This is a genomic window from Sorangium sp. So ce406, assembly GCF_051474675.1.
Taxonomy (GTDB): domain Bacteria; phylum Myxococcota_A; class Polyangia; order Polyangiales; family Polyangiaceae; genus Sorangium; species Sorangium cellulosum_G.
In genome coordinates this window covers 7,294,049-7,308,717 of the sequence record NZ_CP150340.1, presented here as the reverse complement: position 1 = coordinate 7,308,717, position 14,669 = coordinate 7,294,049, and the positions used below count along the sequence as shown (strand labels likewise).

Genomic DNA, 14,669 nt, shown 5'->3' with positions numbered 1-14,669 from the left:
CCATGCGACTTCACCCTACATTCCCTCGCCCGTCGGCGTCGGCCATCGACAAGGCGCGCCGGCTCCTCGAGCGCGCGCTCGGCCCCTCCAAGGTCATCACGTCGGCCGATGGGTGCGCTGCGTACGCGGGGGACGAGTCGGATCAGCCGCCGGTGAGCCCGGATGCGGTCGTGCTCGCGTCGTCGCCGGCCGACATCGAGAAGGCGGTGCGGGCGGCGAGCGAGGCGGAGGTGCCGGTCGTGCCGCGCGCCGCCGGCAGCGGCAAGTCGGGCGGCGCGGTGCCCGTGGGGGGCGGGATCGTCATCGCCACCATCGGCATGAACTCCATCAAGGAGATCAGCCGCGAGGAGCAGGTCGCGGTCGTCGAGCCGGGCGTCATCCTCGCCGATCTGCACGCGGCGGTGGAGGCCGAGGGGCTCTTCTACCCGCCCGATCCGAACTCGCTCAAGATGTGCGCGCTCGGCGGCAACATCGCCGAGAACGCCGCCGGGCCGCGCGCCTTCAAGTACGGCCCCACGCGCGACTACGTGCTCGGCCTCGAGACGATCCTCATCGACGGCACGCGCCTCCGCACCGGCCGGCGCACGGTGAAGGGCGTGACGGGCTACGACGTCACGGCGCTGCTCGTCGGCAGCGAGGGCACGCTGGCGATCACGACGGAGGCGACGCTCCGGCTCATCGCGAAGCCCCCGTCGGTCATGACGATGCTCTGCCTGTTCCCGGACGTCCGCGCGAGCGGCCGCGCGGTGAGCGCGCTCGTCGCGGCCGGCGTCGTCCCGCGCTGCCTCGAGCTGCTCGACCGCCCGACGCTCGAGGCGGTCCGGGCGCGCGGCGTCGGGGTCGACGAGCGCGCGGGCGCGATGCTGATCATCGAGGTCGACGGCGAGCCCGCGGACTGCGAGGTCCAGACCGAGCGCGTGGGTCAGGTCTGCATGGATGCGGGGGGGCTCGACGTGCTCGTCGCGCAGGACAAGGCGCAGCGCGACCGCCTCTGGGAGGCGCGCCGCCAGCTCTCGCTCGCGACGCGCGCGATGGCGCGCCACAAGATCTCGGAGGACGTCGTGGTCCCGCGCGACAAGATCCCGGCGCTGCTCGACGAGGTCGCGGAGATCTCGGCGGCGACGGGCGTCCGCATGCTGACGTACGGCCACGCCGGCGACGGCAACCTCCACGTCAACCTGCTCTGGAACGACCCCGAGCTCGTTCCCCAGGTCGAGACGGCGCTTTCTCGCCTGTTCCGCGCGGTGATCGGCATGCGCGGCACGCTGAGCGGCGAGCACGGCATCGGCACGTCGAAGGCCGATTTCCTCGCGCTCGAGCAGTCGCCGGAGCTCATCGCGATCGAGAAGCGGATCAAGGCCGTCTTCGATCCGAAGGGCCTGCTCAACCCGCACAAGATCTTCCCGCGGCGCGCGCTCGAGGCGGCCGAGCGCGATGAGCGCGACGGCGGGGTCGAGCGCGCGCCGGGCTTCCCCACCCACGTCGCGACGCCGTCGCACGGGGCGTGCTGAGCCCATGAGGGTCCTCGGCATCGATCCCGGGTCGCGCCACCTCGGCTGGGGGCTGCTCGTGCGGCACGGCACGCGGGTCGAGCACGTCGCGCACGGCGTCATCGACATCGACACGAGCGGGACGTTCGCCGGCCGGCTGGTGGAGATCGACGACGAGCTCGGCAAGGTGATCGCGGCGCACGCGCCCGACGCGGCGGCGGTGGAGAGCCTGTTCTTCGCGAAGGACGCGCAGAGCGCGGCCAAGCTCGGCCACGCGCGCGGGGTCGTGCTGCTCCGGCTGGCGCGGGCCGGCGTGCCGATCTCGGAGTACCCGCCGGCGCTGGTGAAGCGGACGATCGTCGGCCGGGGCGCGGCCGAGAAGGCGCAGGTGGCGCAGGTGATGACCGCGGTCCTGCGCCTCGCCGCGCCCCCGCGGCCGGACGCCGCCGACGCGCTCGCCATCGCGATGACGCACCTCAGCGCGGCCGGCTTCGCCGCCGCGCTGGCGGCCTCCGGCGCCCCCGCCCCGTCCCGGTCCCGGCCGCGCCGGGCGCGCCTGGCCTGAGCGTGGCGCCGGGGGGCGTGTGCTATGGAGGCTGCATCGGACGCGCCCGCGCCGCGTCCAAAATGAAAACGGTGCGGCGCGCCCCGTCTTCAGCGAGGGCGGCGGCCGCCGGGGGAGCCGGCGATCACCACCGGCGCCCCTGTCTCACGGAGCGCGGAGGCGACACGCCTCTGGACATCAAAGGAGATCGGGAAGGATGACGCGAACCTCACTTTACCGCCTCGCCGCCGCGTGCCTCATCGGGCTGACGGCGCCCCTCACGGTCGTGATGGCGACCGCCGGCGAGTCCCAGGCCGCGGGCCCCACCGCCGAAGAGCTCGGCAGGCGCGTCCAGCAGTTCTACGACTCCACGAAGACCTTCAAGGCGACCTTCACGCAGACGTACACGATCAAGGTCCAGGACGTGAAGAAGGTCTCCACGGGCAAGGTGACCTTCGAGAAGCCCGGCAAGATGAGCTGGATCTACGACGCGCCGAACGGAAACCGCGTCGTCTCCGACGGCGTCACGATCAAGGTCTACGAGAAGGACAACGAGCAGATGTTCGAGACGCCGGTGAAGGGCTCGCAGTACCCGGCGGCGCTCGCGTTCCTGATGGGCAAGGGGCAGCTCACGAAGGACTTCTCGCTGCGCCTGCTCGACCCTGCGCAGATGAAGTTCGAGGGCGGCTATGTCCTCGAGGGGACGCCGAAGGAGGCGACCCCTGCCTATCAGAAGATGCTTCTTTACGTCGACGGGCAGACCAACCAGGTCCGCCGCGTGCTGATCCTCGACGCGCAGGGCAACCGGAACCGGTTCGACTTCTCGTCGCCGGTCGTCAACCAGCCTGTCACGAAGGGCGAGTTCGACTTCACGCCCCCTCCCGGCACGCGCGTCGTCCGCCCCTGACGCCATCCCGCCACGCACCGTTCGTCCGCGCCGGGCAGCGACCGCTGCCGGTGCCATCGCCATCAGCTCGCGTCAGCTCGCGTCAGATCGAGGAAGCGGAGCGTCACCTTGCCTGCGAGCGTCGCGGCCACGCGACGCGCTGACGCTTCCGGGATGTATGCCCGGCGCGTCCGCGTCGTGGTAGAAATATCGAGTGACGCTTCGATCCGACGCGCGTGGACGACAGGGCCGAGACGGCCGTCGCCCGCCGCGGATCGTGGCCGTTGCTGGCGGCTCCCTGCGTGGGGTGGGCGTTCGTCTCGGCTGCACGGTCCCCCGCTGTCACGAGGACATCGCGAGCGCGCTCGAGCCATGAACAACCCCCCCGGACACCGTCCCGAGTTCCCCGGCGTGCCGCAGCAACCCCGGCCGACGGAGCGCCCGAGCGAGCACGCCCACCCAGGCGGCGCGCAGGTCTCCCCGGGGTATCCGGCGCGCGGCGCGGGACATGTCCCCTCGGCTCAGCCGTCGCAATGGCCTCAGCGCCACGGGCAGCCGCCGCAAGGCCATGGGCAGGCGCCGCAAGGCTACGGGCAGCCGCCGCAAGGCTACGGGCAGCCGCCGCAAGGCTACGGGCAGCCGCCGCAACAAGGCTACGGGCAGCCGCCGCAACAAGGCTACGGGCAGCCGCCGCAAGGCCATGGGCAGGCGCCGCAAGGCCATGGGCAGGCGCCGCAAGGCCATGGGCAGCCGCCGCAACAAGGCTACGGGCAGGGGCCGCATGTCCACGCGCCGCCGGGCCGCTCGCCGATGCCGGCGCAGGGGCATGCGCCGCAGCACGGCGCTCCCGGGCAGTACGGCGTCCCCGTGCGCCCCGTGGCGGGGCCCGCTCCGCACGGCGCCCCGCACCCGGCGTACGCGCATTCCCCCGCCGGCTACCCGGCGGTCATCCGGGTCGCGCGGAGGCCCGACCCGGACCGGCGGCGGCGCATCGCCGGGCTTTGGCTCTGGGCCAACGGCATCATCGCGGGCGTGGTCCTCAACGTGATCTTCACGCTCTTCGGCGTGCTCGGGTCCGGGGGGAGCATGCTGAGCGCCATGGTCGTCGGAGCGCTCTTCGCGTTCCCGCCGCTCGTCATCTACCTGTTCGTCCCGATGATCATCGACCGGTACGACCCGGAGCCGTGGTGGTGCCTGCTGATGGCGTTCCTCTGGGGCGCGCTCGCGGCGACCGGCTTCTCGATCCTGATCAACACCGGCGTTCACGTCGGCGTCTCCAGCAGCTTCGGCGAGCCGCTGGGAGAGCTCGTCAGCGCGTCGGTCAGCGCGCCGTTCGCGGAGGAGCTGTTCAAGGGGCTCGGCGTGTTCGGCTTCTTCTACTTCCTGCGCCGTGAGTTCGACGGCATCGTCGACGGCATCATCTACGCCACCTTCTGCGCGCTCGGCTTCGCCGCGGTGGAGAACGTCCTCTATTACGCGCGCGCCTCGATGCAGGGCAGCGACGTGCTCGCCGGCACCTTCGTCCTGCGGGGCGTGTTCACGCCCTGGCTTCACCCGCTGTTCACGTCGATGACCGGGATCGGCTTCGGCCTCGCCCGGGAGTCGTCGAAGACCTGGGTGCGCGTCGCGGCCCCGATCGGCGGCTACCTGCTCGGCGTCGCATTGCACGCGGTGTGGAACTTCCTCCCGACCGCGCTGGGTCGCGCGATGGGGGACCTCTTCATGCCGTGGCTCCTGCTCTGGCTGTGCTTCGTCGCCTCGTTCTTCGGCATCATCGTGGCGCTCGTGATCCGCAAGGGCTGGGTGATCCGCGATCATCTGCGCGACGAGGTGGCGCTCGGCATGCTGACCCAGGACGAGCTCGAGCTCGTCTGCTCGCCGATCGGCCGGCTCCGGTGCACCCTGGGCTGGCGCGGCGCGACCGGGCGGAGCTTCATCCGCGCCGGCGCGCGCCTCGCGCTCAGCAAGTGGCACACGGCGCGCGCGCTGGAGGGTCGGAACCGGACGCTGAGCGCCGATTTCATCGGCCCGCTCCGCGACGAGATCGCGCAGCTCCGGCAAGAGCTCCTCGCCCGCGCCCCCCGCTGACGCCACGCGCGGGCGGCGCGGCGCGGGTCAGCTCTGCGAGCCGTTCGTCTCGTCGGTCGTCGTCGTCGTCGGCCGCGCGGCGGCCTGGGCTGCTCGGTCCTCGCGCCGCTGCACGGGCTTCGCGGGGATGCCGACGACCGTCGTGTTCGGCGCGACGTCGTGCACGACCACCGCGTTGGCGCCGATCCGGGCGCCGTCGCCGACCGTCACGCCGCCGACGATCTTCGCGCCCGCGCCGATGAAGAGGTCGCTCCCGAGCACCGGAGTCTGCCGCCGATCGGCGCCGATCGTCACCTGGTGCTCGATGAGCACGTTCGAGCCGCCGCGGACGTTGCCGTTGATGACGACGCCGTTCGAGTGAATGAGCACGAAGCCCGGCCCGAAATCCGCGCCGCGACCGATGACGCAGCCGCCGGCGAGGTTGGTCGCCTTGTTGAGCACCATCTCGAGCACCGGCATCCGGTGGACGCGGGCGGCCTGCGTGAACCGGTAGAGGACCATCGCCGCCGTGCCGTCGGTCGCCAGCGTCTTCAGGATCGTCGGCAATGGAGCGCTGCCGTAGCACCATGTCGCCTTCTGGCGCACGTCGGCCGCGATGAGTCGCAAGGTCCGCAGCATCGCGACGAGAATAGCGCATCCCGCCCACGCGAATCCACGCGAATCGCGAGCAACGGGGGCGCCGTGTTGTCAGGCGAACTCGGCCGCACGTCCCTGTTGCTGTTCGGTCATCGGTCCGACACATCGCTCGGGTACACGCGCTATTCAGCATGGCGCGGATTTTGGTTATCGAGGACGAGCCGGCGCTCCAGAAGGTGCTCGACTACAACCTCAGGCAGGCCGGGCATGAGGTGCTCCTCGCGGGGCAGGGCGGTGAAGGGGTCCGGCTGGCGATGGACCAGCGGCCCGATCTCGTCCTGCTCGATCTGATGCTGCCCGACATCTCCGGGACAGAGGTGTGCCGCGCGCTCCAGCAGGGCGAAGGCACCCAGCAGATCCCCGTGATGATCGTCTCGGCGCGCGGAGACGAGGTCGATCGCATCGTCGGCTTCGAGCTCGGCGCCGTCGATTACGTGGTCAAACCGTTCAGCGTCCGGGAGCTCGTGCTGCGGGTGCAGGCCGTGCTCCGGCGCGCCAGGTCCTCCGAGGCAGGGGACCGGTGCATCGAGTTCGGGTGCCTGCGGATCGACGAGGGCGCTCATCGCGTGTGGGTCGACCGCGAGGAGGTCGAGCTGACGCTCCTCGAGTTCAAGCTCCTCGTCGCGCTCTACGAGGCGCGCGAGCGCGTGCAGACGCGCACCGCGCTCCTCGACGGCGTCTGGGGCATCGACGTGAGCATCACGACGAGGACCGTCGACACCCACGTCAAGCGGCTGCGCGACAAGCTGCGTCGCGCCGGCGATTACATCCAGACCGTCCGCGGCATCGGCTATCGATTCGCCGCGTCGCCCGAGGTGCCCGAGAGCCGCAGCGCCTGAACGTGGCATCGGGAGATCCACGACAATCGTTGCCTCCCCGTCATCCTGCCGCAACGCAATCGCACTACGGTGCGGACATCGGCTCACACGATGGGCCACACCGATGAAGCCCTCCTGTCCCTCTCATGAGGTCAGGCGGTGCTCCGGTGTTCGCGCCAGAGGGCGCCGGGAGCTTCGATGTACCTTGAGACGTGGAATGCGGGGGAGGCCGATCCTGACCGAGCGAAGCGGCTCGCCATCGGGTACGCGGCGGGTCTCCTGCTGTTCGCGGGCATCGCGCTCTCCGCCGCCCGCCTGAGCGGCGCGATCAAGCCTCCTCCGCCCGAGGAGGACGTCGTCGACGTCAAGCTCGCCGCCCGCATCCCCGAGGCGCCTCCCGTCGTCGCGGCCCCTGCGCCCCCGCCGCCGCCGGCGGAGGCGCCGGCGCCTCGCCCTGCGGCGGCCAGGCGCCCGGCGCTTGTCGCGCCGACCGCGGTACCGAAGGACGCGCCGCCCGAGGCCGACCCGAGCGAGGCCACGCCGAGCGACGACGACACGTACGGAGAGCCCGGCGGTGCGCCGGGTGGCGTGCCCGGCGGGGTCCCCGGCGGGACGGGGACGGCTGTGGTGGAGGCGCCCCCGCCGCCTCCGCCCCCGCCGCCTCCTCCTCCGCCGCAGCCGAGAGGGCCGATTCACCTGCCCGAGAACGCCACGCCGCCGGTCGCGCTCTCCTGCGCGCCGCCCGTCCCTCCCGAAGCTGCGCTGAGCGCGGGGGTTGAAGCAACGGTGGCGGTCCGGTTCGTGGTCACCGAGACGGGCGAGGTCACGAATGTCACGATCGTCCGCGGCCATCCACTCTTCAATGACGCGGTCCTCGCGGCGATGAAGGCGTGCCGCTACAAGCCGGCGATCTCCGAGGGGAGGCCGGTGTCCGTCTGGAGGACGGTGCCATTCCGCTTCACGGCGAAGCGATGATTTTCAGCGCACGGCCGCGCACGCGGCCTCTCGCGAGAGGAACGAAGGAGGTTAGCCATGATGCAGTTTGATCTCGGGCACATCTGGGCGAGCATGGGGCTCTTGAGCAAGCTCGTCGCGTTCGCCCTCGTGCTCATGGCGCTGGCGAGCGTCGCTGTCGTGGTCGAGCGGCTCATCGCCCTCGCGCGCCAGGCCGCCGAGACCCGGCGCTTCGCGAGCGAGGCGCGGCCGGTGATGGAGGCGTGGGACACCGCGCGGCTCGTGCAGATCGCCGGCGAGTACGAGCGATCGGCGCTCGCCCGCGTCGTCGCGGCGGCCGTGCGCCGGTTCCAGCGCGCCCTCGACGCCGGCGAGGGCGGCGTGCCCCCGGTGGAGCTCGCGCGCCGGGAGGTGTCGCGGCGTCGCGAGGCGATCTCGGCCGATCTGCGTCGCGGCCTCTCGGTCCTCGCCACGGTCGGCTCGGTGGCCCCTTTCGTCGGGCTGCTCGGCACCGTCATCGGCATCATCACCGCCTTCCAGACCATCGCGTCCACCGGCTCTGGTGGCCTCGGCGCCGTGAGCGCCGGCATCGCCGAGGCGCTCATCGTGACCGCGCTCGGGCTCGGCGTCGCCATCCCGGCGGTGCTCTGCTTCAACTACCTCACCACCCGGATCGCCGCGGTCGAGCTCGCGCTCGAGCGCAGCGCGGGCGAGCTCATCGACGAGATGGAGAACGAGCATGGGCGTTCAAGTGGAGAGCAGGCGCTCCGGTCGGCAGCAGCCTGAGCCGGACATCAACGTCACGCCGCTCGTCGACGTGGTGCTCGTGCTCCTCATCATCTTCATGGTCATCGCGCCCCAGATGGAGCACGGCGAGCGGGTCGAGCTCCCGGCGGTGTTTCAGCCGGATCCGAGGTCGAGATCGAAGCTCGATCCCATCTATGTCACGATCACCGGAGCCGGCATCGTGTACCTGGAGAAGGAGGCGGTCGCCGACCTCCGGTCGCTCGGCGAGAGGCTGCGGGCCATCCGCGCCGCGGAGCCAGAGCGCCGGGTGGTCATCAAGGGCGACGCCTCCGTGAGCTACGGCCGCGTGCGGGAGGCATTCGCGCTGTGTCAGGAGGTCGGCTTCACCGGGATCTCCCTGCAGGTGAGCCAGCGAGGCGGCGGGGCCGCCGAGCAGCCAGAGGAGGGATGACGCCGTGGGGATGAGCGGTCCGCAGAGCGGAGGCAGGAGAGGCGGCGTCGCGCCGAGCATGAACGTGACGCCGCTCGTCGACGTGGTGCTCGTGCTCCTCATCATCTTCATGGTCGTGACGCCGCTGCTCGCGAAGCAGTTCTGGCTGAACCTGCCCAGGAAAGACGACACAGCGAAGCTCGAGCCACCTCCGGACGACGCCAGCAAGCCCGTGGTGCTCACGGTGGATCAGCGCGGCGTCCTCCGCATCAACCAGACCGAGGTGCAGCGCGGCGAGCTGAAGGAGCGGCTCGCCCGCATCTTCGCGGCGCGCTCGGACGACGTGCTTTACTTCGACGCGGAGGACGAGGCCGCCTACGCGATCGCGGTGGAGGCCATGGACGCCGCGCGCATGGGCGGGGCGAAGACGATCGCCGTCCTGACAGAGAAGACCGGGCGCTGAGCGGAGCTCAGCCCCGATGAGCCGCTGACGACGCGCGCACGGGCGCCTGCGCCCGAGGGCGCGATCGCGGCGCGGTGCACACGAGGGGACGGCGGGGAGCTGGCTCTCCGCTCTCCTCATCGAAGGGCGCAGGTGCGCCCAACCATCGGATCGACAGGCGCGCCCGATCTCGGGGCGTGAAGGGACAGGTGCATGATTCGCAGAAGGATCTCGGGGGTAGTCGCAGCGCTCGTGGCACCGCTGTGCTGGGGGGCCACGGCCCTCGCCCAGGGCGAGCCCGGCGCGGCCGCGCCGCCGCCTGGAGGCGCGGGGACCCCGGCCGACGCCTCGGCGGCAGAGAACGCCGCCGGGCTCGACGAGCCGAGCCCGTCGCGCCCTCCCTCCGCCGGGAAAGGCGTCGTGTGGGGCGTCGCCACGGACTCCGCCACGAAGGAGCCCGTCTTCGACGCCCAGGTGTCCGTCATCGGGACGAAGCTCAAGGTCATCGCGGATCTCGACGGACGGTATCGCCTGGAGCTCCCGCCAGGGAGCTACCAGCTGCGGGTCTGGTACGAGGCGTACAAGCCCCAGCGCGTGCAGGACGTGCGGGTGACCGCCGGGCAGGTGGTCCAGGTCGACGTCGGCCTCGATCCGGATCAGCAGGTCGAGGAGGTCGTCGAGGTCGAGTTCGAGCCGGAGCGGGCGAGCGTCGCGGCGCAGCTGCTCCTCCGGAAGAACGCGCCCCACGTCGGCGACGCGGTCGGCGCGAAGGAGATCGCGAAGACCCCCGACCGCAACGCCGCGGAGGCCGCGAAGCGCATCGTCGGCGCGACCGTGGTCGACGGCAAGTACGTCTACGTGCGCGGCCTCGGCGACCGCTACACGAACGCGCTCCTGAACGGCGCCCCGTTGCCGAGCCCCGAGCCCGACCGGCAGGCCGTCCCGCTCGACCTGTTCCCGTCGCTGGTGCTCAGCGACATCACCGTCGTCAAGACGTTCACGCCGGACATCCCCGGCGATTTTGCCGGCGGCTCGGTTCAGATCAACACGCGCGAGCTCCCCACGAGCTTCCTCTTCCAGGCGTCGGTGTCGCTCGCGGCGAACACCCAGAGCACGTTCCGAGATCGCCTGACCTACGACGGATCGAGCACGGACTGGCTCGGGATCGACGACGGCACGCGGGCGTTGCCCAGGGAGATCCCCGAGCACAAGGTGGCCCGCGGGATCCGCCGGCCGGACGGCACGCTGATCACGAGGGACGACATCGCGGCCTACGGGAGGGCGATCAACTCGTCGATGGCGACCCGCCGGTCGTTCACCCCGCCGAACGGGAGCGGCAGCGTCGTGGTCGGCGACACCCTGAAGCTCCGCGGCGAGCAGCGCCTCGGCTACCTCGCCACGCTGAGCTATGGTCGGAAGTTCTCCCCGCGCGCCGACGAGATCAGCCGGAGCTTCGCGTTCGACGCCACGCGCGAGAGCGGCCTGAGGCAGACCAGCGAATCCACGGTGGATAGCATCCGCGATCAGGTGTCCTGGGGGAGCTTCGCCAGCGTCACCTACACGCCCGATCGGGATCACAAGGTGATGCTCACCGGGCTCCACAGCCGCTCATCGGACGACGTGGCGCTCCAGTCGAGGGAGGTCGGCGAGGAGAGCGGGGCGGTGTACCGCGACACGCTGCAGCGCTTCGTCTCGCGGGCGCTCACCCTCGGCCAGCTCTCGGGGGAGCATCGCATCGCGGCGCTCGGGAACGGCACGCTCGACTGGAAGGCGTCCATCTCCCGCGCGACGTCGGACGAGCCCGACGCGAGGGAGAACGTCTATGCCAGGGACGACACGAGCGGCGCCTGGTCGTGGGACGACGGCACGCTGAGCGGCTCGCATGTCTTCCTCGATCTGGCGGACACGAACTACGGCGGGCAGCTCTCTTACGCGCTGCCGCTCGTCCGTGGAGACGCCCCGACCCGCCTGAAGCTGGGCGGCCTGGTGAACTTCCGGACGCGTGAGTTCGACGCGCGCCGCTTCCGGTTCAAGGCGCTCCGGCGCGACGACACGACCGTGCTGCGGCAGGAGCCCGGCCCGCTGTTCTCGGACGAGAACATCGGCACCATCTTCGAGCTGGAGGAGACCACGCGCAACACGGACGACTACACGGCCGGCACCGATCTCTACGCAGGCTACGTGATGACCGACACCCACATCACGCGGTGGCTCCGGGCGATCCTCGGCGCCCGGGTCGAGGCCTCCATGCTGTCGATGGATGTCCCGAAGGATCCCGAGAAGAACGTCGAGAACGACGATGTGGATCTCTTGCCCGCGGCCAGCCTCGTGCTCAAGACGAGCCCGAAGTCGAACCTCAGGTTCAGCGTGACCAGGACGCTCGCGCGACCCCAGCTCATCGAGCTCAGCCCGGCGCTGTCCCAGCCGGGGTACAGCGCGCGGGAGGTGGAAGGCAACCCAGAGCTCGAAAGGACGAGCGTGGTGAACGGCGATCTCCGGTTCGAGCTCTTCCCGACGACCGGCGAGGTGATGGCGGCCAGCGTCTTCTACAAGCGCTTCGAGGATCCGATCGAGGAGATCATCAAGCCGAGCAGCGGCAAGGGGAGGCTGAGCTGGACGAACGGGGACAGCGGCTATGTCGCGGGCGTCGAGCTCGAGATGAGGAAGAGCCTGGGCCTCATCAGCCCGCTCCTGCGGGAGATCACCGTGCTTGGCAACGTCACGCTCGCGACCTCGGAGGTCCGGATCAACCCCGAGCCGAAGGAGGGAGGGGTCGCGATCCAGAGCACCGCGACTCACCCGCTCCAGGGGCAATCCCCCTTCGTCGTCAACCTGGGGCTCGACTACAGCGGCGAGTCGACCGGCACGAGCGCCCGGCTCCTCTACAACGTGTTCGGCGCCAGGCTCAGGACGGTGGGGAAGAACATGCCGGACGAGTACGAGCAGCCGCGGCACCAGATCGATCTCACGGTCGCGCAGCGACTCGGCGAGCACGTCGAGCTGAAGCTGGCCGGCGAGAACCTCATCGACGCTCCCGTCCTCGTCACGCAGGGTAGAGAGAGCACAGAAGAGAACATCGCGCTTAAGTACCACGTTGGTACGACCGTGACATTGAGCGCGGCGCTGACCTATTGACGGTATTGCCATTGAATCGTCACATGGCGATATTCGCGATGTCGCCAGTGCGGACTACTTTCGCCCTGGAGGTAAGAAGACCATGAGGATATCGAGAACTGCCTTGGTTTGCTCGTCGGCGCTCGCCGTCGCGATGGTTGCCGCTTGCGGCGGTGACGAGAGCGGGCCGAGCCCGGTCAGCACGTCGTCGACGACCAGCGGCGGCGGCGACGGCGGTGGCGGCGACGGCGGCAATGGCGGTGGCGGCGACGGCGGCAACGGCGGTGGCGGCGCTGGCCCTGACTGCGCCAAGCCGGTGGAGGTGACCGAGGCGATCGAGGCGAACACGACGTGGAGCGCCGATGGCTGCTACCTCATGAAGGGCACCATCTTCGTCGAGGAAGGCGCCACCCTCACCATCGAGCCCGGCACGACCATCATGGGCGACAAGGAGAGCCTCGCGACGCTCGTCGTGAAGCCCGGCGCCAGGATCAACGCCAAGGGCACCGCCGACAAGCCCATCGTGTTCACGAGCCAGAGCCCGAAGGGCGAGCGCTCCGCGGGCGACTGGGGCGGCGTCATGCTGCTCGGCAACGCCCCCATCAACGTCCCTGGCGGCAAGGCGGAAGTCGAGGGCATCGTCGGCGTCGAGTACGGCGGTGATGTGGAGGACGACGACAGCGGTGTCCTCGAGTACGTCCGCATCGAGTACAGCGGGATCCTGCTCTCTCAGGACAACGAGGTGAACGGCCTCACGTTCGCCGGCGTGGGCTCCGGGACGACGGTCGACCACGTGATGGTGCATCACACGCTCGACGACTGCTTCGAGTTCTTCGGCGGCACCGTCAATGCGAAGCACCTCCTCTGCGCGCAGAACGGCGACGACGGCTTCGATTGGGACTTCGGCTACACCGGGAAGCTCCAGTTCCTCGCCCTCCAGCAGGACGCCACGGTCGCCGACGAGACGAACGGCTTCGAGGGCGACAACGACGGTGATGGGTCCGACAACACGCCCGTCAGCGAGCCGACAATCTACAACGTGACCCTGTGCGGCAAGAACAAGGACGTCGACAAGCAGCAGTACGGCATGCTGCTCCGCCGCGGGACCAAGGCCCATATCTTCAACACGATCGTGACCGGCTTCGAGGCGGGCCTGGATCTCAGGAACGAATCGACCGAAGTGGAGCTCGCCAGCTCGATCTTCTTCGGCAACCTCAAGGCGAACATCGCTTACGAGGAGGCCGACGTGAACAAGTCCACCGAGTCGACGCTCGACGACGATGACGACGGCGGCGTGGACGAGGTCGCGTGGTTCGAGGGCGAGGCGACCAACAGCGCCGAGGATCCGCAGCTCGCCGACTGCTTCGCGGCCACGCCGGACTTCCGCCCGGCGGCCACGCTCACCGAGGGCGCGGCGACCCCGCCCGACGACGGCTTCTTTGACGCCGACGCGGCCTATATCGGCGCCTTCAAGGCCGATGATAGCTGGGCGACCGGCGCCTGGGTCTCGTTCGACGTCGAGTGAGGCGACGTCGAGTGAGGCAGCGCCGTCCGCCCCGGCTCGCGGTCGCTCGGGGCGGACCGGATCTGCTTCACGCAAAATGAGGAAGGCCGGCTCTTCAGCCGGCCTTCGCCGTCTCCAGCATCGCGGCTCCGCCGCAAACGCTCAGCGCACCCGCGGCGTGAATCCGGACACGTGGCTCCGGTGCTCGCCGCACACGCCGCGCGCGTCCGGGCTGTCCTTGAATGACACCCTCCCGCACACCTCACAGATGCAGAGGTGTGCGCGATAGAACTCGCGATCGAGCAGGATGTCGGCAGCGAGCAAGCTGAGCACAATGTCACCGAGGAAGTCGATCTCGCGGGGCGAGGCGACCCAGACGGGACGGCCGCCCACCGCGGCCCGGCGGACCCTGCCGCCGTAGATCGCCGCGTTCAGGAACCGATCGTCGGCGACGGGCGCGATGAGCCCCCGCAGGGCCGTGATGACGCGGCCGCGTGCCTTGTAGATCAGCTCCTCGAGGTTGCTGCCGCCGTCGGCGCGCGGATCGAGCATGACGGGCGTCGCGCCGGGCTCGCGCACGATCTGCGGGCGCTTCATCAGGCCCGGGGTCACGAGATGGTCGACGAACCAGTCCTGAAGGTCCTTGATCGTCCACTCGGACGCCGGCCATTCCAGGAACTCGAGCGCGCCGCGCAGGCCGGTGATGCTCTGAAGGCCGGGGTGGGTGGGGAAGCTCGGCAGGGTGCGGGATGTGTGCAGGCGCCGGGGTGATCGGCGACCAGCCTCGTCGATGTTACGGCCGGAACCCATGTTCACCTCGAGGGCAGACCCCCGGTCCCGATGGATGCGAGCTCGTGCAGAGGCCACCATACCGAGGAAACAAGCACAACTTGTGCCGAAGCTGGCGAACGGGGCGAGCGGGATTTTCCGGGACTTGTACCCCCGGAAACCAGGGGCGTCGCGTAAGTGGCCGGCCACTGGCCGGCCAGGTTCTTGAACGGGTAAGATAGCTCCTG

General features: G+C 70.3%; 13 protein-coding genes. 11 read left to right on the top strand and 2 right to left on the bottom strand.

The window, feature by feature from the left end:
- Nucleotides 1-2 precede the first annotated feature (2 nt).
- From WME96_RS27060 to WME96_RS27045, 4 genes are all read left to right on the top strand, one after another.
- Nucleotides 3-1,511, top strand: a complete 1,509-nt coding sequence (locus WME96_RS27060) for an FAD-binding oxidoreductase (RefSeq protein WP_437284476.1) — start codon at nt 3-5, stop codon at nt 1,509-1,511.
- Between the two features lie 4 nt (nt 1,512-1,515).
- Nucleotides 1,516-2,055, top strand: a complete 540-nt coding sequence (ruvC, locus tag WME96_RS27055; RefSeq protein WP_433926743.1) for a crossover junction endodeoxyribonuclease RuvC — start codon at nt 1,516-1,518, stop codon at nt 2,053-2,055.
- Between the two features lie 196 nt (nt 2,056-2,251).
- Nucleotides 2,252-2,941 carry a LolA family protein gene (locus WME96_RS27050; RefSeq protein ID WP_061619525.1) on the top strand — a complete coding sequence of 230 codons (690 nt, stop codon included), beginning with the start codon at nt 2,252-2,254 and terminating at the stop codon, nt 2,939-2,941.
- Nucleotides 2,942-3,292: 351 nt separating this feature from the next.
- A complete protein-coding gene (locus WME96_RS27045; RefSeq protein ID WP_437284475.1) occupies nt 3,293-5,008 on the top strand; it encodes a PrsW family glutamic-type intramembrane protease in 1,716 nt (571 codons plus the stop codon).
- A gap of 27 nt (nt 5,009-5,035) precedes the next feature.
- On the opposite strand, the gene WME96_RS27040 is transcribed toward WME96_RS27045, so the two are convergent.
- On the bottom strand, nt 5,036-5,626 hold the full coding sequence (locus tag WME96_RS27040; protein WP_437284474.1) for a serine O-acetyltransferase: 591 nt from the start codon (nt 5,624-5,626) through the stop codon (nt 5,036-5,038).
- A 149-nt stretch (nt 5,627-5,775) separates the two neighbouring features.
- Between WME96_RS27040 and WME96_RS27035 the strand changes: the two genes are divergently transcribed.
- The 7 genes from WME96_RS27035 (at nt 5,776) to WME96_RS27005 (ending at nt 13,674) form a co-directional block, all read left to right on the top strand.
- Nucleotides 5,776-6,483 carry a response regulator gene (locus WME96_RS27035; RefSeq protein WP_437284473.1) on the top strand — a complete coding sequence of 236 codons (708 nt, stop codon included), beginning with the start codon at nt 5,776-5,778 and terminating at the stop codon, nt 6,481-6,483.
- 177 nt (nt 6,484-6,660) lie between these two features.
- Nucleotides 6,661-7,437 (top strand): energy transducer TonB, encoded by a 777-nt coding sequence (locus tag WME96_RS27030; RefSeq protein WP_437284472.1) that lies wholly within the window; start codon nt 6,661-6,663, stop codon nt 7,435-7,437.
- Between the two features lie 57 nt (nt 7,438-7,494).
- Nucleotides 7,495-8,202: a MotA/TolQ/ExbB proton channel family protein gene (locus WME96_RS27025; RefSeq protein WP_433926738.1), complete on the top strand. Its 708-nt coding sequence runs from the start codon at nt 7,495-7,497 to the stop codon at nt 8,200-8,202.
- Nucleotides 8,156-8,614: an ExbD/TolR family protein gene (locus tag WME96_RS27020; RefSeq protein ID WP_437284471.1), complete on the top strand. Its 459-nt coding sequence runs from the start codon at nt 8,156-8,158 to the stop codon at nt 8,612-8,614. The genes WME96_RS27025 and WME96_RS27020 overlap by 47 nt, the downstream gene beginning before the upstream one ends.
- A 4-nt stretch (nt 8,615-8,618) precedes the next feature.
- Nucleotides 8,619-9,056, top strand: coding sequence for an ExbD/TolR family protein (locus WME96_RS27015; RefSeq protein ID WP_437284470.1), 438 nt, complete (start codon nt 8,619-8,621; stop codon nt 9,054-9,056).
- Between the two features lie 231 nt (nt 9,057-9,287).
- A complete protein-coding gene (locus WME96_RS27010; protein ID WP_437284469.1) occupies nt 9,288-12,170 on the top strand; it encodes a TonB-dependent receptor domain-containing protein in 2,883 nt (960 codons plus the stop codon).
- Between the two features lie 82 nt (nt 12,171-12,252).
- Nucleotides 12,253-13,674: a hypothetical protein gene (locus WME96_RS27005; RefSeq protein ID WP_437284468.1), complete on the top strand. Its 1,422-nt coding sequence runs from the start codon at nt 12,253-12,255 to the stop codon at nt 13,672-13,674.
- 141 nt (nt 13,675-13,815) lie between these two features.
- On the opposite strand, the gene WME96_RS27000 is transcribed toward WME96_RS27005, so the two are convergent.
- Entirely contained in the window at nt 13,816-14,631 is an 816-nt protein-coding gene (locus tag WME96_RS27000; RefSeq protein WP_437284467.1) for a hypothetical protein, read from the bottom strand.
- Nucleotides 14,632-14,669: the final 38 nt, after the last annotated feature.